The sequence below is a fragment of the Pseudomonas sp. TH41 genome, from assembly GCF_016650695.1.
GTDB lineage: Bacteria > Pseudomonadota > Gammaproteobacteria > Pseudomonadales > Pseudomonadaceae > Aquipseudomonas.
This window is the reverse complement of the sequence record NZ_JAEKFH010000003.1, coordinates 1,583,975-1,609,621: the sequence shown is the minus strand read 5'-3', so window position 1 is coordinate 1,609,621 and position 25,647 is coordinate 1,583,975. Positions and strand designations below refer to the sequence as shown.

The following is a 25,647-nucleotide window of genomic DNA, read 5'->3' as shown; positions in this document are numbered from 1 at the left end:
TCCTTAAAGGAGTGCGGCACATGTCAAAAGGGCATTCGCTACAAGACCCTTACTTGAATACTTTACGTAAAGAGAAAGTTGGGGTGTCCATCTATCTGGTCAACGGGATCAAACTGCAAGGTACGATCGAATCTTTCGACCAGTTCGTTATCCTGCTGAAGAACACCGTCAGCCAGATGGTTTACAAACACGCTATCTCTACAGTGGTGCCGGTTCGTCCAATTCGTCTGCCTAGCGCAACCGAATCCGAAGCTGGTGACGCTGAGCCAGGTAACGCCTGATAGGAGTCTCCTTTGTTCTTTGAGCGCCACGGTGGTGGTGAGCGAGTGATCCTCGTTCACTTGGATGGACAGGACCCTGAGGCGCGCGAAGATCCGCAGGAGTTTCAGGAGTTGGCTAATTCGGCTGGCGCCGAGACCGTTGCGTTTTTTAACGTGCCGCGTCATCGGCCAACCGCCAAATACCTGATTGGCAGCGGCAAGGTCGAGGAGCTACGCGACCTGGTCCATGCCGAAAAGGCAGATCTGGTCATCTTCAATCACATCCTCACGCCCAGTCAGGAACGTAACCTCGAACGTGTTTTCGAGTGTCGCGTGATCGACCGTACCGGTCTGATTCTGGATATTTTCGCCCAACGCGCCCGTACCCATGAAGGCAAGCTCCAGGTAGAACTGGCCCAGCTTGACCACATGAGCACCCGGCTGGTTCGTGGCTGGACTCACCTTGAACGTCAGGGTGGCGGTATCGGTATGCGTGGCCCGGGTGAAACCCAGCTGGAAACCGACCGCCGTTTGCTGCGGGTTCGCCTGCGACAGATCAAGGGCCGGCTGGAAAAAGTGCGCAGTCAGCGCGAACAGTCGCGACGCGGCCGTTCGCGAGCGGATATTCCTACCGTATCCCTGGTGGGGTATACCAACGCCGGCAAATCCACGCTCTTCAATAATGTGACGAAGTCCGACGTGTACGCGGCTGACCAGTTGTTTGCAACGCTGGACCCAACCTTGCGCCGTCTGGAACTGGACGACCTGGGGCCGATTGTCCTGGCCGACACTGTGGGTTTCATACGCCACTTGCCCCACAAATTGGTCGAGGCATTTCGGTCTACGCTCGAAGAGTCGAGCAACTCAGACCTGCTGTTGCACGTGATCGATGCGGCCGAACCGGATCGCATGTTGCAGATCGAGCAGGTGATGGTGGTGCTGGGCGAGATCGGAGCCCAGGACTTGCCGATCCTCGAGGTCTATAACAAACTCGATTTGCTTGAAGGCGTTGAGCCACAAATCCAGCGTGACGAAAACGGCAAGCCCCAACGGGTGTGGCTGTCGGCGCGTGATGGCAGTGGTCTGGAATTGCTTGAGCAAGCCATTGCCGAGTTGCTCGGCAGTGAATTGTTTGTGGGTACCTTGCGCTTGCCTCAGCGTTTTGCGCGACTGCGTGCACAGTTTTTTGAACTGGGCGCGGTACAGAAAGAAGAACACGACGAAGAAGGTGTCAGCTTGCTGGCCGTTCGATTGCCGCGCTCGGAGCTCAATCGACTGGTCAGCCGTGAAGGCGTTGTGCCGACGGAATTCATCGAGCAACACACTTTGCAATAAAAGCCTGAGAAAGCGGTTGTGCCGTGGTGACAGGCATTCTGTAGCATTGGTCGGCGCGCCGTGGGTGCGTCTTTGCTTTATCAGATGGAGAGCGCTATGGCTTGGAATGAGCCGGGTGGCAACTCGAATAATCAGGATCCTTGGGGTGGCAAACGCCGCAATAACGGCGACCGCAAGGGACCACCGGATCTCGACGAGGCCTTCCGAAAGCTGCAGGAAAGCCTGAACGGGTTGTTCGGTGGTGGTAAGAAACGCGGTGATGACGGCGGTGGTCCGGGCAGGAGTGGCGGCTTTGGTGGCCTGCTCGGCATCGGCCTGGTCGTGTTAGCGGCCGTGTGGCTGTACAGCGCGGTCTACGTGGTCGACGAGCAGGAGCAAGCCGTGGTGCTGCGCTTCGGCAAGTACTACGAAACCGTCGGCCCGGGTTTGAACATTTATTTCCCGCCGATCGACCGCAAGTACCTGGAAAACGTCACGCGTGAGCGTGCCTACACCAAGCAGGGTCAAATGCTGACTGAAGACGAGAACATCGTCGAAGTGCCGCTGACCGTGCAGTACAAGATCAGCAACCTGCAGGACTTCGTGCTGAGCGTTGATCAGCCGGAAATCAGCCTGCAGCACGCGACCGAAAGTGCTCTGCGCCATGTAGTGGGTTCCACCGCGATGGATCAGGTGCTGACCGAAGGTCGTGAATTGATGGCCAGTGAAATCAAGGAGCGTCTGCAACGCTTCATGGATACCTATCGCACGGGTATCACGGTCACTCAGGTCAACGTGCAGAGCGCAGCCGCACCGCGTGAAGTACAGGAAGCCTTCGATGACGTGATCCGCGCCCGTGAAGACGAGCAGCGTTCGCGCAACCAGGCTGAAACCTACGCTAACGGCGTCGTGCCGGAAGCCCGTGGTCAGGCCCAGCGCATCCTTGAAGATGCCAATGGTTACCGTGACGAAACCGTCTCGCGCGCCAAGGGTGAGGCTGATCGCTTCACCAAACTGGTTGCCGAGTACCGCAAGGCGCCTGAGGTTACCCGTCAGCGTCTGTACCTGGACACCATGCAGGAAGTCTTCAGCAATACCAGCAAGGTTCTCGTGACCGGCAACAAGAATGGCCAGAGCAATCTGCTCTATTTGCCGCTGGACAAGATGGTCGAAAGTGGTCGCAGCACCAGCACTCCGGTGACCGGCGCGGCAGCCACCGGCAATGAAGCGAATGTACGTACGGCAGCTGACCTGCAGCAACAGCAAGCACGTACCAGGGAGAGTCGCTGATGAGCAATAAATCGCTGATCGCCCTTATTGTCGGCGTCGTCGTGGCAATCGCTGCCTGGAACTGCTTCTACATCGTGGCTCAGACCGAGCGAGCGGTGTTGCTGCAGTTCGGTCGCGTGGTCCAGGCTGATGTTCAGCCGGGTCTGCATGTGAAAGTGCCTTACGTGAACCAGGTGCGTAAATTCGACGCACGCCTGATGACGCTGGATGCACCGACACAACGCTTCCTGACGCTGGAAAAGAAAGCTGTCATGGTTGATGCCTACGCCAAGTGGCGCGTGAAAGATGCCGAGCGCTTCTACACCGCGACGTCCGGCCTCAAGCAGATTGCTGACGAGCGCCTTTCCCGCCGTCTGGAATCGGGCCTGCGTGACCAGTTCGGTAAGCGCACGTTGCACGAAGTGGTTTCCGGTGAGCGTGATGCGCTGATGACCGATATCACTGCGTCGCTGAACAAGATGGCGGAAAAAGAGCTGGGCATTGAAGTGGTCGATGTTCGGGTCAAGGCTATCGACCTGCCGAAAGAAGTGAACCGCAGCGTGTTCGAGCGCATGAGTTCAGAGCGTGAGCGTGAAGCTCGCGAGCATCGCGCCAAGGGTAACGAGCTGGCAGAAGGCATCCGTGCCGACGCCGATCGTCAACGCCGCGTGCTGCTGGCTGAAGCCTATCGTGAATCCGAAGAAGTTCGCGGTGATGGTGATGCCCAGGCAGCTGCGATCTACTCCAAGGCCTACGGCCAGGACCAGGAGTTCTACAGTTTCTACCGTAGCCTGCGTGCCTACCGTGAAAGCTTCGCGAACAAATCCGACGTCATGGTCCTGGACCCAAGCAGCGACTTCTTCCATTACCTGGAAAAAGCCAAACCTTGATACGGCGTTGACCTGAATCATCCCCCGCCTGGCGGCTAAAACCTCGGGCGGGGTGATCCTTTGGGAAAACGTGTGTATGATGCGGCAGCCGGGAAATTCCCGGCTTTTTTGCGTCTGCACGTTTGATTGCTGTTGTTGCAAGACATCGAGTTGAATAGCTCGACAGGTTTTTCGAGGAAAGTGGTTGGCGAAGCCGGTTTCAGGCTTTTCGCCCCGTCGTTCATGCGCGTGGTTTATGCACATGGACCGATCATTTTCTGCTTCACTCAAGGCTCGCCCACAGGCTTGCCGCCCGGATCATAGGGGAATGGCGTAATGGCAACGGTAGACCGCTGGCTGCTGCCAGATGGCATCGAAGAAGTACTGCCACCAGAAGCGGCGCGCATTGAAGTAGCGCGTCGTCAGGTGTTGGATCTGTTCCAGAGCTGGGGTTACGAGTTTGTCGTGACTCCCCATATCGAGTACCTGGAATCCCTGCTGACCGGCGCGGGCTCGGACCTCGATCTGCGTACCTTCAAGGTTATTGACCCGCAATCGGGTCGGCAGATGGGTTTCCGTGCCGACATCACGCCGCAAGTGGCGCGCATTGATGCGCACACCCTGCGTCGCGAAGGCCCGAGCCGTCTGTGCTATGCCGGTAGCGTGCTGCATGCGCAGCCGCGTGCCTTGTCGTCCTCGCGCAGCCCGATTCAACTGGGTGCCGAGTTGTACGGCGATGCCAGCCCGAGCAGCGACGTGGAAGTCATCAGCCTGATGCTGGCCATGCTGCAGCTGGCCGATGTGCCGGACGTGCACATGGACCTCGGTCATGTCGGTATCTACCGTGGGCTGGCCCGCGCTGCCGGTTTGTCCGGTGAAGTTGAACAACAATTGTTCGATGCGTTGCAACGCAAGGCCATCGACGAGGTCATTACCCTGACCGAGGGCTTGCCTGCCGATCTGTCGGGCATGCTGCGGGCGTTGGTCGATTTGTGTGGCGGCCGCGAAGTATTGCGCGCTGCACGCGAGCGACTGGCGAATGCGCCGGCGCCGGTTCTGGCGGCTCTGGACGACTTGCTGGCGATTGCCGAACGTCTGTCCGTGCGTTTCCCGGAGTTACCGCTTTACTTCGATCTGGGCGAGTTGCGCGGCTACCACTACCACACCGGTGTGGTGTTCGCCGTGTTCGTCCCGGGTGTTGGTCAGTCGATTGCTCAGGGCGGTCGTTACGACGACATTGGTGCGGACTTCGGTCGTGCACGTCCGGCAACTGGTTTCTCTACCGATTTGAAAACCCTGGTGACCCTGGGGCGTGCTGAGATCGAGCTACCGTCTGGCGGTATCTGGATGCCTGACAGTACGGATGCGGCACTCTGGCAGCAGGTTTGCCAGTTGCGCAGTGAGGGTCAGCGTGTCGTTCAGGCTTTGCCTGGGCAACCTTTGGCCGCCGCCCGTGAAGCGGACTGCGACCGGCAATTGATTCAGCAGAACGGGCTTTGGCAAATATTGCCGCTGGCTTCTTGAGTTTTCCCGCCGGCGGCTGCCGGCACCAAGTTTGCGCGAATGAGGACAAGTGTTATGGGTAAGAATGTCGTAGTCCTGGGCACCCAATGGGGTGATGAGGGCAAAGGCAAGATCGTTGATCTGCTGACCGAACATGCTGCCGCCGTAGTGCGCTACCAGGGTGGCCACAACGCTGGCCACACCCTGGTGATCGACGGCGAAAAAACCGTCTTGCACCTGATTCCGTCGGGCGTGCTGCGCGAAGGCGTGCAGTGCCTGATCGGCAACGGCGTGGTGGTTGCACCCGACGCTCTGCTGCGGGAAATCATCAAGCTGGAAGAGAAAGGCGTGCCGGTGCGTGAGCGCCTGCGTATCAGCCCTTCCTGCCCGCTGATCCTGTCCTACCACGTAGCGCTGGACCAGGCCCGTGAAAAGGCCCGTGGCGAGCTGAAGATCGGTACTACCGGTCGTGGCATCGGCCCGGCGTACGAAGACAAGGTTGCGCGTCGCGGTCTGCGCATCGGTGACCTGTTCCATCGTGAGCGTTTCGCCGCCAAGCTGGGCGAGCTGCTGGATTACCACAACTTCGTACTGGTCAATTACTACAAAGAACCAGCGATCGACTTTCAGAAGACACTTGATGAGTGCATGGAATACGCCGAGCTGCTGAAGCCGATGATGCTTGACGTCACCGCTGAGCTGCACGAGCTGCGTCGCGCTGGCAAAGACATCATGTTCGAAGGCGCCCAAGGCTCCCTGCTGGACATCGACCACGGTACCTACCCGTACGTCACCAGCTCCAACACCACCGCGGGCGGCATCGCCACCGGTTCGGGTTTTGGTCCGATGTACCTGGATTACATCCTCGGCATCACCAAGGCCTATACCACTCGCGTTGGGTCGGGTCCGTTCCCGACTGAGCTGTTCGACGATGTGGGCGCGTTCCTGGCCAAGCGTGGCCACGAATTCGGTGCTACTACCGGTCGCGCCCGTCGTTGCGGCTGGTTCGATGCCGTCATCCTGCGTCGCGCTATCGACGTCAACAGCATCTCGGGCCTGTGCCTGACCAAGCTGGACGTATTGGACGGTCTGGAAACCATCAACATCTGTGTTGGCTACAAGAACCAGGACGGCGCAGTGATCGACGCACCGACTGACGCCGACAGCTACATCGGCCTGGAGCCGGTGTACGAAGAGATGCCAGGCTGGACCGAATCCACCGTCGGTGCCAAGACCCTGGAAGAGCTGCCGCAAGCGGCTCGCAACTACATCAAACGCGTCGAAGAGTTGGTCGGTGCGCCGATTGACATTATTTCGACGGGCCCGGACCGCAACGAAACCATCGTTTTGCGTCACCCGTTCGCTTAATAAGTCATTGATGTAAAACACAAAGGGCCCTTAATCGGGCCCTTTGTCGTTTATGCCTGTTGGACGGCACGACCCTTGCTGTGTTCTTCATTAAGAGCATCGCTTCCTGGCGAGCCATCAATTTAATGGCGTCAATGCAGAGGGATTTTAAGTGTCGGCCGTTCTCTCCCTGTTACAAAGCCGTTTGTTGCGGCCTGTGTTCGTTACCCTTGGTATCGCCCTTTTGGTGCAGGTGCTGGTGGCTGTTGCTCTGACCCGGAGCACAGTGACTGCACTGGAAGCCGATCTCGGTGTGCGCCTGGGTGCGGACAGTCAAAAACTCTCTGGCGAGCTTGAGCAGGCGGGACGCGAAGTCACGTCGAGCCTCGATAGTCTTTCCACCAGCACTCGGCAGCGGCTCACGACCGGTTTGTCCTCGCGGTTGGAGGAGGAGCAGGCGCAGTTGCGTACAACGCTGGAAAAAGACCTGAAAGATTCCGCCAATGATATGGCGCAACTTCTGGCCTCGGTCGCACCCCGCGCCATGTGGGACAGCGACGTTCCAACCCTTTCCGAATTCGCCCGCCGGGCTCAGCGCAATCCCAACGTATTGTTCGTGGTCTATGACGACGCCACGGGCCAGCACCTGACGCGCTACCTCAATCGGGACAATCCGATCAACAAGGCGCTTTTGGAAAAAGGGCAGGGCGAGCGAGCGCTGGACAAAGTGCTGGATGCGGCGAAGAACGACCCATCGGTCTTCTATATCGAAGCCTCGATCAACCCCAATGGCGTGGAGATTGGCAAGGTCCTGATGGGCGTCTCGACCGCCTCGGTGGAAACCGATCTGGCGGCCCTCGACAAGCGCTTCTCGGCGTTGATCGCCAGCAGTGATCAACTGGTCGGCGACAGCCTCAAAGGCGCGGCCGCTGACAGCGCCACGGCGATGCGCGCGCGTCTGCAATCGGCACAATCCACCGCCGCTGACATGAAAGCCAACACGACCAGTACCGTGCAGGAAGCGGCGGCCACGTTGCGCTGGCGCATCGGTATGGGCCTGGCGCTGGTCGGTTGCGGCGTGTTGCTGTTGCTGGCCGTGGTGTTGGGGCGTCGTGTTGTCAATCGCCTGAAAATGCTGATTGCCGCGATGGATGACCTGGCGGCAGGCGAGGGCGACCTGACCAAGCGTGTGCAGATCAACAGCAAAGATGAAATCGGCGACATGGCCTCGGCGGTCAATCGCTTTGTGGATAAGTTGCAGCCGATCGTGCGTGAGGCTGGCGATGTGGCTCAGCGTACCGGTGTGGAGATTGGTGCCATGACCCTGCGCAACGCCGGGGCCGACAAGGCGGCGGGCATGCAGCGCGATGAAGTGGCCGAGAGCCTGCGTGCCTTGTCGCAGATGGCTGATGATGCTCAGTCAGAAAGCAACGCCATGCAGGCGGCATTGAAGCAGGTGGTGGACATTCGTTCGGCCACCGATGAAAACACCCGGACCTCGGCGAAAGTCGGCAGCCTGATCGAAGCGCTGGCCGGGCAGGTTGATACCGGGGCGAAAGTCATCGAGCGACTGGCGCAGCAGAGTGAACAGATTGAAGTAGTGCTGACGGTGATTCACGGGATCGCCGAGCAAACCAACTTGCTGGCGCTGAACGCGGCCATCGAAGCGGCGCGTGCCGGTGAGACAGGGCGCGGATTTGCGGTGGTGGCTGACGAAGTGCGGGCGTTGGCGAGCAAGACGCAAAGCTCTACTGGCGATATTCAGGCGCACATCGTTGCCTTGCAGCAAGGCGCACGTGAGGCGGTGGCAGCGATTGGTCAGGCCGGACGTCAGGCCAGCGAAGGTTTGCTGGTGCTGCGTGACAGCGCGCGGTTGCAGCAGTCGGTGCAGGCATCGGTTGAGCAAGTGCATGCGGCGATTGGCCTGGCGACTCAGGCAGCGGCGCATCAGGCACAAGGCGCGCAAGCGGTGCGGGGTCGGGTTGAGACGATTCATGTACAGGCTGAGAAGGCAGCTCAGGCGGTGGTGGAAACCACGGCCAGCGGCAAGGTGCTGGATGGCTTGGCGGCGCAGTTGAAGGCGAGCCTGGGGCAGTTCAGGGCCTGATTTCCTAAAGATCAAAAGATCGCAGCCTGCGGCAGCTCCTACACAGGAATATACATTTCCCTGTAGGAGCTGCCGCAGGCTGCGATCTTTCGCTTTATCAGCGGCCCAAATACATCCGCGTCGTTAGCAAATAAACCGGCAACCCCGACACCAAAATCAACAACGCCGCATAGGGCGCCGCCGCCGCAAATTCCACATTCGCGGTATGCGCCCAAACCTCCGTCGCCAGCGTATTGAGCCCGGTCGGGCTCAGCAAGAGCGTCGCCGTCAGTTCCTTCATCGCATCCAGAAACACCAGCGCAAATGCTGCGCCCAGCGCCGGGAAAATAATCGGTAAGGTCACCCGGCAAAATGCGCTGAAGGACGACGCCCCCAATGTGCGAGCCGCTTCTTCCAGCTGCGGCGCAGCCTTGTTCAGCGCGGTGCGAATCGGCGCCTGAGCCAGCGGCAGAAACAGTAACGCATAGGCGATCAGCAGCAACGCCGACGTCTGGTACAGCGCCGGCACATAGTGCAGGGCGAAATACACCAGGGTCAGCGCAATCACCAGGCCTGGCAGTGCATGCAGCAGATATGGCAAGCGCTCGGCCCACATCGCCAATGGGCCTTTGTAACGCACCACCAGCAACCCCACCGGCACGGCCAGCACCAGGCACAAGGCTGCCCCGCCGAGAGAAAGCGCCAGAGACGACAGCAGCGCCTCGCTGATCGCAGCCACCGGAAACGCAGCCGACGAGCCCACCGCCAACCAGTACGCCAACATCCCCAGGGGAATGCCGCTGCCGACGATCGCCAGTGCCAGGCAATAAAATTGCCCGGCGGCCGCCCAAGGCCCCAGCCTGACTTGTTCTGCATGGCGCGCTGCACCCTGGCCGGTACGAACATGTCGACCCTTGCCGCGAACCCGTAACTCAAGCCACAGCAGCATCAGGCACAGAGCCAGCAACACTGCAGAAAGCATGGCTGCGTTGGCGTTGCTGAATTCCAGCTCGAACTGCTGATAGATCGCTGTGGTGAAGGTTTGCAGGCCGATGATCGACAGGGCGCCGAATTCCACCAGCATATGCAGCGCAATCAGCAGCGAGCCGGCAAGCAGTGACGGCCAGAGCAGCGGTAGGGTAATCCTGAAAAATACGCCCCAGCGATTCTGCCCGAGGGTTCGGGCGGACTCTTCAAGGGACGGATCGAGATTGCGCAGTGTCGCCGCCACCGGCAGAAAGATCAGCGGATATTTGGACAGGGTCATCACCAGGATCGCCCCGCCCAAACCTTCGAAGTGAGCGCTCAGCGAGACCCAGGTAAAACTGCTGACAAACGCTGGCACCGCGAACGGTAAGCACAGGATCACGCCCCACAAGCGCCGCCCTGGCAGATTGCTGCGCTCCAGCAACCAGGCCAGCGACAGGCCGATCACGCCGCAGGCCAGTGTCACGCCGACCATCAGTGCCAAGGTATTGCGCAACAGCCCGAACACATAAGGCCGCCACAGTAGATGCAGTGCCTCGGCCCAGCCAGCCTGCCAGGTCTTGAGTCCGACATACGCCAGCGGCAACAGGCTGAGAAACACCAGCAGCACAACCGGCAGCAGCAGCCAGATCGAGGGCCGCTTACGCCGTGGCACGTAGCCCTCGTGCGCGGCGGGGGCGGATAACGATGCACTCATCAATTCAAGCCAACGTCACGTTCCAGGTCCAAGGCTTGTTCCGCATTGCCGAGGTCGGCTGGCGTGACGTTCGGCGCTTCAAGCTCGCTGAACGGCTTGAGACCGCGATCCGACGCCATGCCTTTATGCAGCGGGTATTCGGCAGTGGTCTGGGTGATCACGCGTTGGCCTTCTTCGCTCGCCATGTACGCGAGGAATTGCTGGGCTTCTTTGGGGTGCTTGCTGGATTTCAGCACGGCGGCGCTGGAAACAGTGATCAGCCCGCCGACGTCGCCGCCCGTGAAGTAATGCAGTTTCGAATCGAGCTGGCCTTTCTCACGCTGCAAGGCGAACCAGTAGTAGTTGTTCACCAGTACCGTGGCGACTTCGCCATTTTCGACCGCCTTCAGCGCCACCATGTTGTTGCTGTACGTCTTGCCGAACGCGCGCAGGCCGGTCAGCCATTCTTCGGCGGCGTCCATGCCATGCACTTTGATGATCGCCACGGCCTGTTCCTGGAACGCGCCGCTGCTAGGCACGAAGCCGACCTTGCCTTGCCATTTCGGGTCGGAGAATTCCATCACCGACTTGGGCAGGTCTTTTTCATCGATCAGTTCAGGGTTGTAGGCGACGACGCGGACCCGGGCGGTAATGCCGATCCAGGTGCCATTGCCAGCGACATAGTCTTTGGGCAGAACGGCTAGGGTGGCGGCATCAGTCTGGGCCAGCAGGCCTTGTTCGCCGAGTTTGTTCAGCGGTGGCGACTCTTCGGTGTAGATCACATCGGCAGGGGAGCGATCGCCTTCTTCGACAACCTGGCTGGCGAGCTGGTTGCTGCTGCCCTTGCGCACGTTGACGTGAATGCCGGTCTTGGCTTCGAAAGCCTTGGCGATGGCGTCGCCGACTTCCTTGTGTTGGCCGTTATAGAGTGTCAGGGAAACGGAGTCGGCGGCCTGGGTGAGGGGAGTGGCGAGTGCCAGGCCGAGCAGGGTGATGGTCAGGCCGCGGCGCAGGGTATTTCGAAACATCATTCGCAGGGTTCCTCACTGTCGCATTGCAAAAACTTGCAACAATGATAAACGATATTGTTTCTCATGTGCGCCTTGCGGCGGTGTGCATGGCCCTGTAGGAGCTGCCGAAGGCTGCGATCTTTTGATCTTGATTGTTGGTGGAATTGAAATCGCCAAAGATCAAAAGATCGCAGCCTTCGGCAGCTCCTACAGAGTTCGCATTGGATTCTCGAACGCCAGAAACGCAAAAACCCGCTTTCGCGGGTTTCTGTGAAATTCAAGATCGTGACCTTGAATTTGAATTGGTGCCCAGAAGAAGACTCGAACTTCCACGACCTTGCGGTCACCAGCACCTGAAGCTGGCGTGTCTACCAATTTCACCATCTGGGCATAATCTTCAGCGTTGCCGCTGTTGATGTGGCGCACTATACGGAGAGCTTTTTGATCTGTAAACCCCTGATTTAGTTTTAATAAATCAGAAGCTTAGAATGCAAAAAACCCGCTTTCGCGGGTTTTTGTGCGAGCCTTGAAATTGATCTAATCTCAAGCTCGAAATTGGTGCCCAGAAGAAGACTCGAACTTCCACGACCTTGCGGTCACCAGCACCTGAAGCTGGCGTGTCTACCAATTTCACCATCTGGGCAGTATCGACATGCGTCTGCGTCGTCGATGGCGCGCACTATACGGAGCGTCTTTTTAACTGTAAACCCCTGACATCGAAAAAACCTGAAAAATTTTACCAGTGGCATTTAATTCAGCTTTGCGCTGTCGATAAAGGGCTTTAGATGGGCTGTCATAGCCTGAAATTTCCCGTTTCATTACGCCTATGCCAAACTAACCCGCATATAGACAAGGTGAAAACTCTCTAATGGCCGATTGGCAGTCCCTCGATCCCGAGGCCGCTCGTGAAGCGGAAAAATATGAAAACCCTATTCCTAGCCGCGAACTGATCCTTCAGCACCTTGCTGATCGAGGTTCGCCTGCTAACCGCGAGCAGCTGGTTGAAGAATTTGGTCTGACCACAGAAGACCAGATCGAAGCCCTGCGTCGCCGCCTGCGCGCCATGGAGCGCGATGCTCAACTCATCTATACCCGTCGCGGCACGTATGCGCCGGTGGACAAGCTCGACCTGATCCTGGGTCGCATCAGCGGTCACCGTGACGGCTTCGGCTTCCTGGTGCCGGACGATGGCAGTGACGACCTGTTCATGAGCCCGGCGCAAATGCGTCTGGTGTTCGATGGCGATCGTGCCCTGGCCCGTGTTTCCGGCCTGGACCGTCGCGGTCGCCGCGAAGGCATGATCGTCGAAGTGGTAACCCGTGCTCACGAGAGCATCGTGGGTCGTTACTTCGAAGAGGGCGGTATCGGCTTCGTGGTTGCCGATAACCCGAAGATCCAGCAAGAAGTGCTGGTCACCCCGGGCCGCAACGCCAACGCGCAGATCGGTCAATTCGTCGAAGTGAAGATCACTCACTGGCCGACGCCACGCTTCCAGCCGCAAGGCGATGTGGTTGAAGTCGTGGGTAACTACATGGCGCCGGGCATGGAAATCGATGTCGCCCTGCGCACTTACGATATTCCTCATGTCTGGCCTGAGGCTGTGCTGAAAGAAGCCGCCAAGCTCAAGCCGGAAGTCGAAGAAAAAGACAAAGAGAAGCGCATCGACCTGCGTCATCTGCCGTTCGTGACCATCGACGGCGAAGACGCTCGCGACTTCGACGACGCGGTTTATTGCGAAGCCAAACCGGGCAAGCTGCGCCTGTTCTCCGGTGGCTGGAAGTTGTACGTGGCGATTGCCGACGTCTCCAGCTACGTGAAAATCGGTTCTGCGCTGGATAACGAATCCCAGGTTCGCGGCAACTCGGTGTACTTCCCTGAGCGCGTCGTGCCGATGCTGCCAGAGCAGTTGTCCAACGGCCTGTGCTCCCTGAATCCACACGTCGATCGCTTGGCCATGGTTTGCGAGATGACCATCTCCAAATCGGGCGAGATGACCGACTACTGCTTCTATGAAGCGGTGATTCACTCCCACGCCCGCCTGACCTACAACAAAGTCAGTGCCATGCTGGAAACGCCGAAACTCACCGAGGCGCGTCAGCTCCGTGGCGAGTACAACGACGTTCTGCCGCACCTCAAGCAGCTTTACGCACTGTACAAAGTGCTGCTGGCCGCTCGTCACGTGCGTGGCGCAATCGATTTCGAAACGCAGGAAACCCGGATCATCTTCGGGACCGAGCGCAAGATTGCCGAAATCCGTCCGACCGTGCGCAACGACGCGCACAAGCTGATCGAGGAATGCATGCTGGCGGCCAACGTGGCCACCGCTGAATTCCTGAAAAAGCACGAAATCCCTGCGTTGTATCGTGTTCACGATGGCCCGCCGCCGGAGCGTCTGGAAAAACTGCGCGCCTTCCTTGGCGAGCTCGGCCTGTCTCTGCACAAAGGCAAGGACGGCCCGTCGCCGAAGGATTACCAGGCACTGCTGGCGAGCATCAAGGACCGCCCGGATTTCCACCTGATCCAGACCGTCATGCTGCGTTCGTTGAGTCAGGCGGTGTACAGCGCCGATAACCAGGGCCACTTCGGCCTGAATTACGAAGCCTATACCCACTTCACCTCGCCGATCCGCCGCTACCCGGACTTGCTCACGCACCGGGCGATCCGCAGCGTCATCCACTCCAAGCAGGACACGCCGCACGTTCGCCGTGCCGGCGCGATGACCATTCCGAAAGCGCGGATCTATCCGTACGACGAAGCGGCCCTGGAGCAACTCGGCGAGCAATGCTCCATGAGCGAACGCCGTGCCGACGAAGCGACCCGCGACGTGGTGAACTGGCTCAAGTGCGAGTTCATGAAAGATCGCGTGGGCGAGTCGTTCCCGGGTGTGATTACCGCCGTGACCGGTTTTGGCCTGTTCGTCGAGCTGACAGACATTTATGTCGAAGGCTTGGTGCACGTCACTGCGCTGCCGGGCGATTACTACCACTTCGATCCTGTGCACCACCGCCTGGCCGGTGAGCGTACCGGTCGCAGCTTCCGCCTTGGCGACACCGTTGAAGTGCGCGTGATGCGCGTCGACCTCGACGAGCGCAAGATCGACTTCGAGATGGCTGAAAAAACCATCAGCGCGCCAATCGGCCGCAAGAAGCGCGGGACTGAAACCACTGCACCTGCTGCCTCGGCTGCAAAAACAGCTGCAGAGCCGGCGCCGGCTAAAACCGGTCGTCGTCCTGCCAAGGAAAAGGCTGTCGAGGCCTATCGCCCGAGCGATGCGGCGGCGAAAAATGCCGAGCTGCGCAAAAGCCGTGAAATGAAGCAGGCGCTGTTGTCTGAAGCGAAAAGCGGCGGTAAAGCGGCGTCTGGGGGAAAGACCGGACGGTCGGCGCCTGACAAGGCCCCCGGCGGCAAGCCAGCCAAACCGAGCAAACACCGTAAAGGCCCGCCAAAAGCGGGTTCTGCTCCGGCCGCCAAAAGCGGCGGAGTGCGTAAACCTAAGGCCAAGTCATGAGTCAGTTGGAAAAGATCTACGGCGTACATGCGGTAGAAGCATTGCTGCGTCACCACCCGAAACGCGTCAAGCAGATCTGGCTGGCTGAAGGCCGCAGTGATCCGCGGGTTCAGACGCTGATCCAGCTCGCGGCCGAAAATCGCGTGGCTGTCGGCCAGGCCGAGCGCCGTGAGCTGGATGCCTGGGTTGAGGGCGTGCACCAGGGCGTGGTGGCGGACGTGAGTCCGAGCCAGGTCTGGGGTGAGGCAATGCTCGACGAATTGCTCGATCGCACTGAAGGCGCACCGCTGCTGCTGGTGCTCGACGGTGTGACCGATCCGCATAACCTCGGTGCTTGCCTGCGTTCTGCCGATGCGGCAGGTGCGTTGGCGGTGATCGTTCCGAAGGACAAGTCAGCCACCTTGACCCCGACGGTGCGTAAAGTTGCCTGCGGCGCGGCGGAAGTGATTCCGTTGGTCGCCGTGACCAACCTGGCGCGAACCCTCGAAAAACTCAAACAGCGTGGTTTGTGGGTCGTCGGTACGGCGGGCGAAGCCGAGCAGAGTCTGTATCAGCAAGACATGACCGGCCCGACCATCCTGATCATGGGCGCGGAAGGCAGCGGCATGCGTCGCCTGACTCGCGATCTTTGCGATTATCTGGTGCACCTGCCGATGGCGGGCAGCGTCAGCAGCCTCAACGTATCAGTGGCAACCGGCGTGTGCCTGTTTGAGGCCCAGCGCCAACGCAGCGTCAAAGCTGCCACCAAAAAGTCCTGACTCTCCCCTGTAGGAGCTGCCGCAGGCTGCGATCTTTTGACTTTGATTTTTTAAAATCAAAAGATCGCAGCCTGCGGCAGCTCCTACAGTGTTTTGTGGGTAGGGGAATATCGGTGATTGTTCAAATAATCACCAATTGCCTTGCACCTCCTCTGTCCCTTCTCTACAATTGCGCCCCTTGCTGTGACGGCAGGCACGCATGTGTCTATCGCAAGCAAGTCCATAAGTGTCATTCACTCCTTGTCTGACCGCTTTTGAGCGGCAGGCTACAACCCGTAAGGAGCATTCATGCGTCATTACGAAATCATCTTTTTGGTCCACCCGGATCAAAGCGAGCAAGTCGGCGGCATGGTAGAGCGTTACACCAAGCTGATCGAAGAAGACGGCGGCAAAATCCACCGTCTGGAAGATTGGGGCCGTCGTCAACTGGCCTACGCAATCAACAATGTTCACAAGGCTCACTACGTGATGCTGAACGTTGAGTGCACTGGCAAGGCCCTGGCCGAGCTGGAAGACAACTTCCGCTACAACGATGCAGTGATCCGTAACCTGGTCATCCGTCGCGAAGAAGCCGTTACCGGCCAATCCGAGATGCTCAAGGCTGAAGAAAACCGCAGTGAGCGCCGTGAGCGTCGCGACCGTCCTGAGCACGAAGGCGCTGAAAGCGTTGACAGTGATGACAGCGACAACAGCGATAACGCTGACGAGTAATCCACGGACCTTTTGAGGAGCCTATTACATGGCACGTTTCTTCCGTCGTCGTAAATTCTGCCGCTTCACCGCTGAAGACGTGAAAGAGATCGATTACAAAGATCTCAACACTCTGAAAGCCTACGTATCCGAGACCGGCAAAATCGTTCCAAGCCGCATCACCGGTACCAAAGCTCGTTATCAGCGTCAGCTGGCCACCGCTATCAAGCGCGCCCGCTTCCTGGCCCTGCTGGCCTACACCGACAGCCACGGCCGCTGAGACCGGGCAGTCGACACGTAGCAAAGGATTGAATGCATGCGCGCCATAGCTGAGTTCATCATGCGAGGCCGTATGCAGGCCACTCTCGTAGTGGCTGGATGCGTAACGTTGCCGTTGTTGTATTGGTTGGGTGCTGCCGCTGGATGCCTGGTGCTCCTGCGGCGCGGATTGAAGGACGCCCTTGGTGTTCTTGCTCTGGGACTGCTGCCGGCATTGATCTGGTGGCTTTACGCCGATGACCCACGCGCACTTCTGGTGCTGCTGGGGTCTTGGAGCCTTGCGTTGGTTTTACGCGCAAGCGAGTCCTGGAACCGCGTGCTGCTGGTCAGCATAGCGATGGGAGTGGTGTTTTCAGTGGTGCTGGGGATGTCTTTTGGTCCCCAAATCGAGATGCTGGCGCAGGCTTTGATAAAAGTCATGCCGTCGCTTCTCGGTGATGTCTACGAGAAGTTATCGGTAGATGAGCAAGCGCATTTTGCGTCCCTGATTGCACCGGTCCTGACCGGCCTGATTGCGGCCTTGTTACAAATCGTCAGTGTGCTGAGCCTGATTGTCGGGCGCTACTGGCAGGCGTTGTTGTACAACCCGGGTGGTTTTGGTCGCGAGTTTCGCGCCATCCGATTCCCGCTGGGGCTGGCGATGTTGCTGCTGGCGTTCATGCTTCTGGGGCCGAACATCGGTCCACAGATGGCCATGTTGACGCCGTTGTGCAGTGTACCGCTGGTGTTCGCCGGGCTGGCCCTGATTCACGGGCTGGTGGCGCAAAAGCGACTGGCCAGGTTCTGGCTGGTGGGGTTGTACGTCACGCTGTTGCTGTTTATGCAGCTGATCTATCCGTTGCTGGTGGTCTTGGCCATCGTCGACAGCCTGATTGATTTTCGCGGTCGTTCGGCGCCGAAAGACGCCGATAACGCGAACGGTGAAGGTTAAAAGTTAAGAGGATTTTCACATGCAACTGATCCTTCTGGAAAAAGTCACCAACCTGGGCAACCTGGGTGACAAAGTGAACGTTAAGGCTGGTTACGGTCGTAACTACCTGCTGCCTTACGGCAAAGCTACCGCTGCGACCGCTGCCAACCTGGCTGCGTTCGAAGAGCGTCGCGCTGAGCTGGAAAAAGCCGCAGCAGACCGTAAAACTTCGGCTGAAAGCCGTGCCGCCCAACTGGCTGAGCTGGAAGTGACTATCACTGCCACCGCCGGTGACGAAGGCAAGCTGTTCGGTTCGATCGGTACTCACGACATCGCTGATGCACTGACCGCCTCTGGCGTTGAAGTTGCAAAAAGCGAAGTTCGTCTGCCGAACGGCACCATCCGCAACGTAGGCGAATTCGACGTAGCCGTGCACCTGCACGCCGAAGTTGAAGCCACCGTACGCGTTGTCGTGGTAGCAGCTTAAGTAGTACTTGTCGGCTGGCACCCTTGGGTGCTTGCCGGTAACATCGGGCACGATCCTGTTTACAGGTCGTGCCCTTTGTCTTTCTGAATCCCCCAATTCCAAGTGGCCATGAACGATATCTCCGCACCCGAGCAATACGATCTGCAAACCGCTGCCCTGAAGGTGCCGCCGCATTCCATCGAGGCCGAACAGGCTGTGCTCGGTGGTTTGATGCTGGACAACAACGCCTGGGAACGCGTGTTGGATCAAGTGTCGGATGGCGATTTCTATCGGCATGACCACCGTTTGATTTTCCGTGCGATCGCCAAACTCGCCGACCAGAACTCCCCTATCGACGTCGTGACCCTTGCCGAGCAATTGGACAAGGAAGGTCAGACCTCGCAAGTCGGCGGCCTTGGTTACCTCGGTGAGCTGGCGAAAAACACGCCATCCGTCGCCAACATCAAGGCCTATGCCCAGATCGTCCGCGCGCGGGCTACCTTGCGGCAGTTGATCGGCATTGCCTCCGAAATTGCCGACAGTGCCTTCAACCCGGAAGGCCGCTCCGCTGAAGAGATTCTCGACGAAGCCGAACGGCAAATCTTCCAGATCGCCGAGGCCCGGCCAAAAACCGGCGGCCCGGTGAGCGTGAATGACCTGTTGACCAAGGCCATCGACCGCATCGACACCTTGTTCAACACCGACAACGCCATTACCGGCCTGTCCACCGGTTACACCGACCTCGATGGAATGACCAGTGGCCTGCAGCCATCCGACCTGATCATCGTCGCCGGCCGTCCATCGATGGGTAAAACCACCTTTGCGATGAACCTGGTGGAAAACGCCGTGTTGCGTAGCGACAAGTGCGTACTGGTCTACTCGCTGGAAATGCCAGGTGAATCGCTGATCATGCGTATGTTGTCGTCCCTCGGCCGTATCGACCAGACCAAGGTCCGGGCCGGTCGCCTCGACGACGACGATTGGCCGCGCTTGACCTCGGCGGTCAACCTGCTCAACGACCGCAAGCTGTTCATCGACGATACGGCCGGCATCAGCCCGTCGGAGATGCGCGCGCGGACCCGGCGTCTGGTGCGTGAGCACGGTGATGTGGCCCTGATCATGATCGACTACCTGCAATTGATGCAGATCCCGGGTTCGGGTGGTGACAATCGGACCAACGAAATTTCCGAGATCTCCCGTTCCTTGAAAGCCCTGGCCAAGGAATTCAACTGCCCGGTGGTAGCGTTGTCTCAGCTCAACCGCTCCCTGGAGCAACGACCGAACAAACGTCCGATCAACTCCGACCTCCGGGAATCCGGAGCGATCGAGCAGGATGCCGACGTCATCATGTTCGTGTACCGGGATGAGGTTTACCACCCGGAAACCGAGCACAAAGGCATTGCCGAGATCATTATCGGCAAGCAACGGAACGGCCCGATCGGTACGTCGCGACTCGCGTTCATCGGCAAGTACACCCGCTTCGAAAACCTGGCACCGGGTAGCTACAACTTCGACGACGAGTAACCTGTGATGTAGGAGCGAGCTTGCTCGCGAAGGACGTCAGGGCGCCGCGTTCATCCAGGCAGCCCCCCGTCATCGTTAGCGACCATCGCGAGCAAGCTCGCTCCTACATGAGGTGCTCGCAATTTCCGACCATAGCCGTCGGAATTGGTTATTTTTTGTGCTATATTCCGCGCCCGCGATTTTTCATCTCAACACCGGTCATCGTCATGCAAACAGCCAAGCCGTTATTTGACTATCCCAAGTACTGGGCCGAATGTTTCGGTCCAGCGCCATTCCTGCCGATGAGCAGGGAGGAGATGGATCAGCTTGGCTGGGATTCCTGCGACATCATCATCGTCACCGGTGATGCGTATGTTGACCATCCGTCGTTCGGCATGGCGATCATCGGCCGGCTGCTGGAGTCCCAGGGCTTTCGCGTCGGGATTATTGCCCAGCCGAACTGGCAATCCAAAGACGACTTCATGAAACTCGGCGAGCCGAACCTGTTCTTCGGTGTCGCGGCCGGCAACATGGACTCGATGATCAACCGCTACACCGCCGACAAGAAAATCCGCTCCGACGACGCCTACACCCCCGGTGGCCTGGCGGGCAAACGTCCGGACCGTGCGAGCCTGGTTTACAGCCAGCGCTGCAAGGAAGCCTACAATCACGTGCCCATCGTTCTCGGTGGCATCGAAGCTTCCCTGCGCCGCATCGCTCACTACGATTACTGGCAGGACCGGGTGCGCAACTCGATCCTGATCGACGCCTGCGCCGACATCCTGCTGTACGGCAACGCCGAGCGTGCGATCGTCGAAGTCGCCCAGCGTCTGTCCTACGGTCACAAGATCGAAGACATCACCGACGTGCGCGGCACCGCGTTCATCCGTCGCGATACGCCGAAAGACTGGTACGAAGTCGACTCGACGCGCATCGACCGTCCGGGCAAGGTCGACAAGATCATCAACCCGTACGTGAATACCCAGGACACTCAGGCTTGCGCTATCGAGCAAGAAAAAGGTCCGGTTGAAGACCCGAGCGAAGCCAAAGTCGTGCAGATCCTGGCGAGCCCGAAGATGACTCGCGACAAGACCGTGATTCGTCTGCCGTCGGTTGAGAAAGTCCGTGGCGACGCCGTTCTTTACGCTCACGCCAACCGCGTGCTTCACCTGGAAACCAACCCGGGCAACGCTCGCGCGCTGGTGCAGAAGCACGGCGAAGTCGACGTCTGGTTCAACCCGCCGCCGATTCCTATGACCACCGAAGAAATGGACTACGTGTTCGGCATGCCCTATGCGCGCATTCCGCACCCGGCGTACGGCAAGGAAAAGATTCCGGCCTACGACATGATCCGTTTCTCGGTGAACATCATGCGTGGCTGCTTCGGCGGCTGCACCTTCTGCTCGATCACCGAGCACGAAGGCCGGATCATCCAGAACCGTTCCGAAGAGTCGATCATTCGCGAAATCGAAGAGATCCGCGACAAGGTCCCAGGCTTTACCGGTGTCATTTCCGACCTCGGCGGCCCGACCGCGAACATGTACCGCATCGCTTGCAAGACCCCGGAAATCGAATCCGCGTGCCGCAAGCCTTCGTGCGTGTTCCCTGGCATTTGCCCAAATTTGAACACTGACCACTCGTCGCTGATCCAGCTGTATCGCAGCGCTCGTGCGTTGCCGGGTGTGAAGAAGATCCTGATCGCTTCCGGCCTGCGCTACGACCTCGCGGTCGAGTCGCCGGAATACGTCAAAGAGCTGGTGACTCACCACGTCGGTGGTTACTTGAAGATCGCCCCGGAACATACCGAGGAAGGTCCGCTCAACCAGATGATGAAACCGGGCATTGGCAGCTACGACAAGTTCAAGCGCATGTTCGAGAAGTACTCCAAGGAAGCCGGGAAAGAGCAGTACCTGATTCCGTACTTCATCGCCGCCCACCCAGGCACCACCGACGAAGACATGATGAACCTGGCCCTGTGGCTCAAGGGCAACGGCTTCCGTGCCGACCAGGTGCAAGCGTTCTACCCGTCGCCGATGGCCACCGCCACCGCGATGTACCACTCAGGCAAGAACCCGCTGCGTAAGGTCACTTACAAGAGCGACGCCGTGACCATCGTCAAGAGCGAAGAGCAGCGTCGACTGCACAAGGCGTTCTTGCGTTATCACGACCCGAAAGGCTGGCCGATGCTGCGCGAAGCGCTGACCCGCATGGGCCGCGCCGACCTGATCGGGCCGGGCAAGAACCAGTTGATCCCGCTGCATCAGCCAGCGACCGACAGCTACCAGAGTGCCCGTCGCAAGAACTCGACGCCCGCCGGTAGCCACAAAGTGGCTGGTGAAAAAACCACCAAGATTCTGACCCAGCACACTGGCCTGCCACCGCGTGCCAGTGACGGCGGAAATCCGTGGGACAAGCGTGAACAGGCCAAGGCTGCGGCGTTCGCCCGCAACCAGCAGGCGGCCAAGGAGCGCAAGGACGCGGCCAAAGGCAAAGGGCCCAAGCCAGCGCGTAAGCCGGTTGTGCCGCGCTAAGCCTCGCTTGAACTAAACAAAACGCCAACCTTCGGGTTGGCGTTTTGCGTTTCAGGGCCACGGGAAATCGGGGTATCAGGTCGGAAGTTGTGTTGGGGCGGCTGGCCTCTTCGCGGGCAAGCCCGCTCCCACAGTGTTTTGTGGTGTACGCAAGTCGAGCGTCCACAGCGTATCCCTGTGGGAGCGGGCTTGCCCGCGAAGAGGCCGCAGATGACGGCGACAATTCAACTGAACGCCACAAATCCGTGCAACGCTGTCAAACCATTTTCCCGCATCGCCCGATTTTGGTGCTGTACTGCCCCTGGCAACCGGAGAAAGCGCCAGCGCCGCTGGATGGCATAAGTCTTGCGCGCTTTCCAATACGCTTAAGGCTCGCAGGAGGCACGCCGTGTCGATCCATGTCGCATTGCACCATGTCACGCATTACCGTTACGACCGCGCCGTCGAGCTGGGTCCGCAGATCGTTCGCCTGCGCCCGGCCGCCCACAGTCGCACGCGGATACTGTCCTACGCGCTGAAGGTCTCGCCCGAGCAGCATTTCATCAACTGGCAACAGGACCCCCAAGGTAACTACCTGGCGCGGTTGGTGTTTCCTGAGAAAACCGATGAGCTGCGGATCGAAGTCGATCTGCTGGCAGAGATGGCGGTCTTCAATCCGTTCGACTTCTTCCTCGAGCCCTACGCCGAAAAAATCCCTTTCACCTACGCCGCCGACGAGCGCAAGGAGCTGGCGCCGTACCTCGAAACCTTGCCCCTGACGCCGACGTTCAAGGCCTATCTGGATGGCATCGACCGCACGCCGCTGCCCAGCGTGGATTTTCTGGTCGCGCTCAATCAGCGTTTGAGTGAAGACATCGGCTACCTGATCCGCATGGAGCCGGGTGTGCAAACGCCCGAACACACCCTCGAACAAGCCTCCGGCTCCTGCCGCGATTCGGCATGGTTGCTGGTGCAACTGCTGCGCAACCTCGGGCTGGCGGCACGTTTCGTCTCCGGCTACCTGATCCAGCTGACCGCCGACGTCAAAAGCCTCGACGGTCCGTCCGGCACTGACGTTGACTTCACGGACTTGCATGCCTGGTGCGAGGTCTACTTGCCCGGTGCCGGCTGGATCGGCCTGGATGCGACCTCAGGGCTGTTTGCCGGCGAAGGACACATTCCGTTGGCGTGTAGTCCCGATCCGGGCTCTGCGGCACCGATCAGCGGCTTGGTTGAACCCTGCGAGTGCGAATTCATCCACGAGATGTCCGTGGAACGGATTTGGGAGGCGCCACGCGTCACAAAGCCCTACACAGAAGACCAGTGGCTGGCGATTCAGGCGCTGGGGCGGCAAATCGATGCCGACCTGCTGGAGGGCGACGTGCGCCTGACCATGGGCGGGGAGCCGACCTTTGTATCCATCGACGACCCGGACGGCGCCGAATGGAACTCGGCGGCACTCGGGCCAGATAAACGTCGCCTGTCCGCCGAACTGTTCCAGCGCATGCGCAAGCGTTACGCCCCCAAGGGGCTGGTGCATTTTGGTCAAGGCAAGTGGTACCCCGGTGAGCAACTGCCGCGCTGGTCGCTGAATTGCTACTGGCGCCGCGACGGCGTGCCGATCTGGCACAACAGCGCGCTGATCGCCAACGAGCAGGAAGACTACGGTGCCGATGGCGAACTGGCGGGGCGTTTTCTCGCGAGCGTTGCCGAACGCCTGAAAATTCCGACACGATTTGTGTTTCCGGCTTACGAAGACAACTTCTATTACCTCTGGCGCGAGGGGACGTTGCCGCAGAACGTCAGCGCCGAAGATTCGCGTCTGGAAGAACCGCTTGAGCGTGCGCGTTTACGCAAAGTCTTCAGCCAAGGCCTGGATAAAGTCATCGGCCAGGTTCTGCCGCTGGCGCGCACCGCCAAGGGCGATCAATGGCAAAGCGGTCGCTGGTACCTGCGCGATGAGCATTGCCGATTGGTGCCAGGGGATTCGCCACTGGGTTATCGCTTGCCGCTCGGCTCACAGCCGTGGGTGAAAGCGGCGGAGTATCCGTTCATTCATCCCGTGGACCCGAATCAGGATTTCCCGCCGTTGCCCGACACTGCGCAACTGCAAAGCCAGGGTGAGCCTGCGATTGCGCAAGAGCGCGTACCGAAGATCGATGAATCTGCCGACTGGCTGACCCGCACCGCGTTCTGTGCCGAGGCGCGGGAAGGGCGGTTGTACCTGTTCATGCCGCCACTGGAGAGTGTCGAGGATTATCTGGAACTGGTCAGCGCCATCGAGGCCACGGCTCAGGAGCTGAATTGCCCGGTGTTGCTGGAAGGCTATGAGCCGCCGAGCGATCCGCGCCTGAGCAATTTCCGCATCACGCCCGACCCGGGTGTGATCGAGGTCAATGTACAACCGTCCGCCACGTGGGATGAGCTGGTCGAACGCACCGAATTCCTTTACGAAGAGGCGCGCCAGACCCGCCTGACCACCGAGAAATTCATGATCGATGGCCGGCACACCGGCACCGGCGGCGGAAATCATTTCGTCCTGGGTGGCGCGACACCGGCCGATTCACCGTTTTTGCGTCGGCCGGATTTGCTGCGCAGCCTGATCAGCTACTGGCATAACCATCCATCCTTGTCCTACCTGTTTTCCGGATTGTTCATCGGCCCGACGTCCCAGGCTCCGCGCGTTGATGAGGCGCGCAACGATGCTTTATATGAGCTTGAAATCGCCTTTGCCCAAATGCCTGAGCCGGGCGAGGAGTGCGCGCCGTGGCTGGTCGACCGGTTACTGCGTAACCTGCTGATCGATGTGACTGGCAACACCCATCGCGCCGAGTTTTGCATCGACAAGCTCTATTCGCCGGATGGCGCGACGGGGCGCCTTGGATTACTGGAACTGCGCGCCTTTGAAATGCCGCCCCATGCACGCATGAGCCTGGCGCAACAGTTGTTGCTGCGGGCGCTGGTCGCGCGGTTCTGGCGCGAGCCCTATGCGCCGCCGAAACTGGCGCGCTGGGGCACTGAACTGCATGACCGATTTCTGTTGCCGCACTTCATTGAACAGGACTTCGCCGATGTCATCGTCGACCTCAACGCCGCGGGTTATCCCGTACGTGCCGAGTGGTTCGCGGCGCATCTGGCGTTTCGTTTTCCCAAGGTCGGTGATTACGCCGTCAGCGGCATCGAACTGGAATTGCGTCAGGCGCTGGAGCCCTGGCATGTGCTGGGCGAGGAAGGCGCGGTCGGCGGCACGGTGCGTTACGTCGATTCATCCCTTGAGCGTTTGCAGGTGAAACTCACCGGCCTGCCGCCGCAGCGTTATTTGCTGACGTGCAACGGCGTTCCGGTGCCATTGCAGCCCACTGGGCGAGTCGGCGAATTTGTTGCCGGTGTGCGCTTCCGTGCCTGGCAACCGGCCAACTGCCTGCAACCAACGATCCCCGTGCATGCGCCACTGGTGTTCGACCTGCTCGACACCTGGATGCAACGCTCGCTGGGGGGGTGTCAGTACCACGTTGCCCATCCGGGCGGGCGTAATTACGACAGCTTGCCGGTAAACGCCAATGAGGCCGAGAGTCGGCGAATGGCGCGGTTTTTCCGCGTCGGACACAGCCCAGGGAAACTTCCTATACCGATGATGGAAATTAACGACGAGCTGCCGATGACTCTCGATTTACGACGTTTCTAAACCGTACACGACGCTCG

The 25,647-nt window shown here is 59.3% G+C and carries 18 protein-coding genes and 2 tRNA genes; 16 read left to right on the top strand and 4 right to left on the bottom strand.

Translation table 11 applies throughout. The features are described from left to right. Positions 1–20: 20 nt before the first annotated feature. The 7 genes from hfq to JFU37_RS09990 all read left to right on the top strand — a co-directional run bounded on the left by hfq (position 21) and on the right by JFU37_RS09990 (position 8,669). Positions 21–281 (top strand): RNA chaperone Hfq, encoded by a 261-nt coding sequence (gene hfq / locus JFU37_RS10020; RefSeq protein WP_007902656.1) that lies wholly within the window; start codon positions 21–23, stop codon positions 279–281. A 12-nt stretch (positions 282–293) separates the two neighbouring features. Next, positions 294–1,595: a ribosome rescue GTPase HflX gene (hflX, locus tag JFU37_RS10015; RefSeq protein ID WP_201115140.1), complete on the top strand. Its 1,302-nt coding sequence runs from the start codon at positions 294–296 to the stop codon at positions 1,593–1,595. Positions 1,596–1,691: 96 nt separating this feature from the next. Next, positions 1,692–2,864, top strand: a complete 1,173-nt coding sequence (hflK, locus tag JFU37_RS10010) for an FtsH protease activity modulator HflK (protein ID WP_201115139.1) — start codon at positions 1,692–1,694, stop codon at positions 2,862–2,864. Next, a complete protein-coding gene (hflC, locus tag JFU37_RS10005; RefSeq protein WP_201115138.1) occupies positions 2,864–3,733 on the top strand; it encodes a protease modulator HflC in 870 nt (289 codons plus the stop codon). The genes hflK and hflC overlap by 1 nt, the downstream gene beginning before the upstream one ends. A gap of 315 nt (positions 3,734–4,048) precedes the next feature. Continuing rightward, positions 4,049–5,236 carry an ATP phosphoribosyltransferase regulatory subunit gene (locus tag JFU37_RS10000; protein ID WP_201115137.1) on the top strand — a complete coding sequence of 396 codons (1,188 nt, stop codon included), beginning with the start codon at positions 4,049–4,051 and terminating at the stop codon, positions 5,234–5,236. Between the two features lie 54 nt (positions 5,237–5,290). Further along, positions 5,291–6,583, top strand: coding sequence for an adenylosuccinate synthase (locus JFU37_RS09995; protein ID WP_010464193.1), 1,293 nt, complete (start codon positions 5,291–5,293; stop codon positions 6,581–6,583). A gap of 151 nt (positions 6,584–6,734) precedes the next feature. Further along, positions 6,735–8,669, top strand: a complete 1,935-nt coding sequence (locus tag JFU37_RS09990; RefSeq protein ID WP_201115136.1) for a methyl-accepting chemotaxis protein — start codon at positions 6,735–6,737, stop codon at positions 8,667–8,669. A gap of 97 nt (positions 8,670–8,766) precedes the next feature. On the opposite strand, the gene JFU37_RS09985 is transcribed toward JFU37_RS09990, so the two are convergent. The 4 genes from JFU37_RS09985 to JFU37_RS09970 form a co-directional block, all read right to left on the bottom strand. Further along, positions 8,767–10,332: an ABC transporter permease gene (locus JFU37_RS09985; RefSeq protein ID WP_201115135.1), complete on the bottom strand. Its 1,566-nt coding sequence runs from the start codon at positions 10,330–10,332 to the stop codon at positions 8,767–8,769. Further along, the gene (locus tag JFU37_RS09980) at positions 10,332–11,342 is read right to left on the bottom strand and encodes an iron ABC transporter substrate-binding protein (RefSeq protein WP_201115134.1); all 1,011 of its coding nucleotides are present in this window, start codon (positions 11,340–11,342) and stop codon (positions 10,332–10,334) included. Before JFU37_RS09980 ends, JFU37_RS09985 begins: the two co-directional genes overlap by 1 nt. A gap of 282 nt (positions 11,343–11,624) precedes the next feature. Next, positions 11,625–11,711 (bottom strand) — tRNA-Leu (locus JFU37_RS09975). Positions 11,712–11,877: 166 nt separating this feature from the next. Then, positions 11,878–11,964 (bottom strand) — tRNA-Leu (locus JFU37_RS09970). 225 nt (positions 11,965–12,189) lie between these two features. On the opposite strand from JFU37_RS09970, the gene rnr reads away from it, so the two are divergent. The 9 genes from rnr (at position 12,190) to JFU37_RS09925 (ending at position 25,630) form a co-directional block, all read left to right on the top strand. Next, positions 12,190–14,829 carry a ribonuclease R gene (gene rnr / locus JFU37_RS09965; protein WP_201115133.1) on the top strand — a complete coding sequence of 880 codons (2,640 nt, stop codon included), beginning with the start codon at positions 12,190–12,192 and terminating at the stop codon, positions 14,827–14,829. Beyond that, complete coding sequence (gene rlmB / locus JFU37_RS09960; RefSeq protein WP_201115132.1) at positions 14,826–15,587, top strand: 23S rRNA (guanosine(2251)-2'-O)-methyltransferase RlmB; 762 nt, start codon at positions 14,826–14,828, stop codon at positions 15,585–15,587. The genes rnr and rlmB overlap by 4 nt, the downstream gene beginning before the upstream one ends. A gap of 288 nt (positions 15,588–15,875) precedes the next feature. After that, positions 15,876–16,298: a 30S ribosomal protein S6 gene (gene rpsF, locus JFU37_RS09955; RefSeq protein WP_054595362.1), complete on the top strand. Its 423-nt coding sequence runs from the start codon at positions 15,876–15,878 to the stop codon at positions 16,296–16,298. Positions 16,299–16,326: 28 nt separating this feature from the next. Further along, the gene (gene rpsR, locus JFU37_RS09950) at positions 16,327–16,557 is read left to right on the top strand and encodes a 30S ribosomal protein S18 (protein WP_002551829.1); all 231 of its coding nucleotides are present in this window, start codon (positions 16,327–16,329) and stop codon (positions 16,555–16,557) included. 36 nt (positions 16,558–16,593) lie between these two features. Further along, positions 16,594–17,487 carry a hypothetical protein gene (locus JFU37_RS09945; RefSeq protein ID WP_201115131.1) on the top strand — a complete coding sequence of 298 codons (894 nt, stop codon included), beginning with the start codon at positions 16,594–16,596 and terminating at the stop codon, positions 17,485–17,487. Positions 17,488–17,506: 19 nt separating this feature from the next. Then, positions 17,507–17,953, top strand: coding sequence for a 50S ribosomal protein L9 (rplI, locus tag JFU37_RS09940; RefSeq protein WP_003197251.1), 447 nt, complete (start codon positions 17,507–17,509; stop codon positions 17,951–17,953). Between the two features lie 108 nt (positions 17,954–18,061). After that, entirely contained in the window at positions 18,062–19,456 is a 1,395-nt protein-coding gene (gene dnaB / locus JFU37_RS09935; RefSeq protein ID WP_201115130.1) for a replicative DNA helicase, read from the top strand. 206 nt (positions 19,457–19,662) lie between these two features. Further along, positions 19,663–21,966: a YgiQ family radical SAM protein gene (locus JFU37_RS09930; RefSeq protein ID WP_201115129.1), complete on the top strand. Its 2,304-nt coding sequence runs from the start codon at positions 19,663–19,665 to the stop codon at positions 21,964–21,966. Positions 21,967–22,354: 388 nt separating this feature from the next. Continuing rightward, entirely contained in the window at positions 22,355–25,630 is a 3,276-nt protein-coding gene (locus tag JFU37_RS09925; protein WP_201115128.1) for a transglutaminase family protein, read from the top strand. The last annotated feature ends 17 nt before the right edge of the window (positions 25,631–25,647 follow it).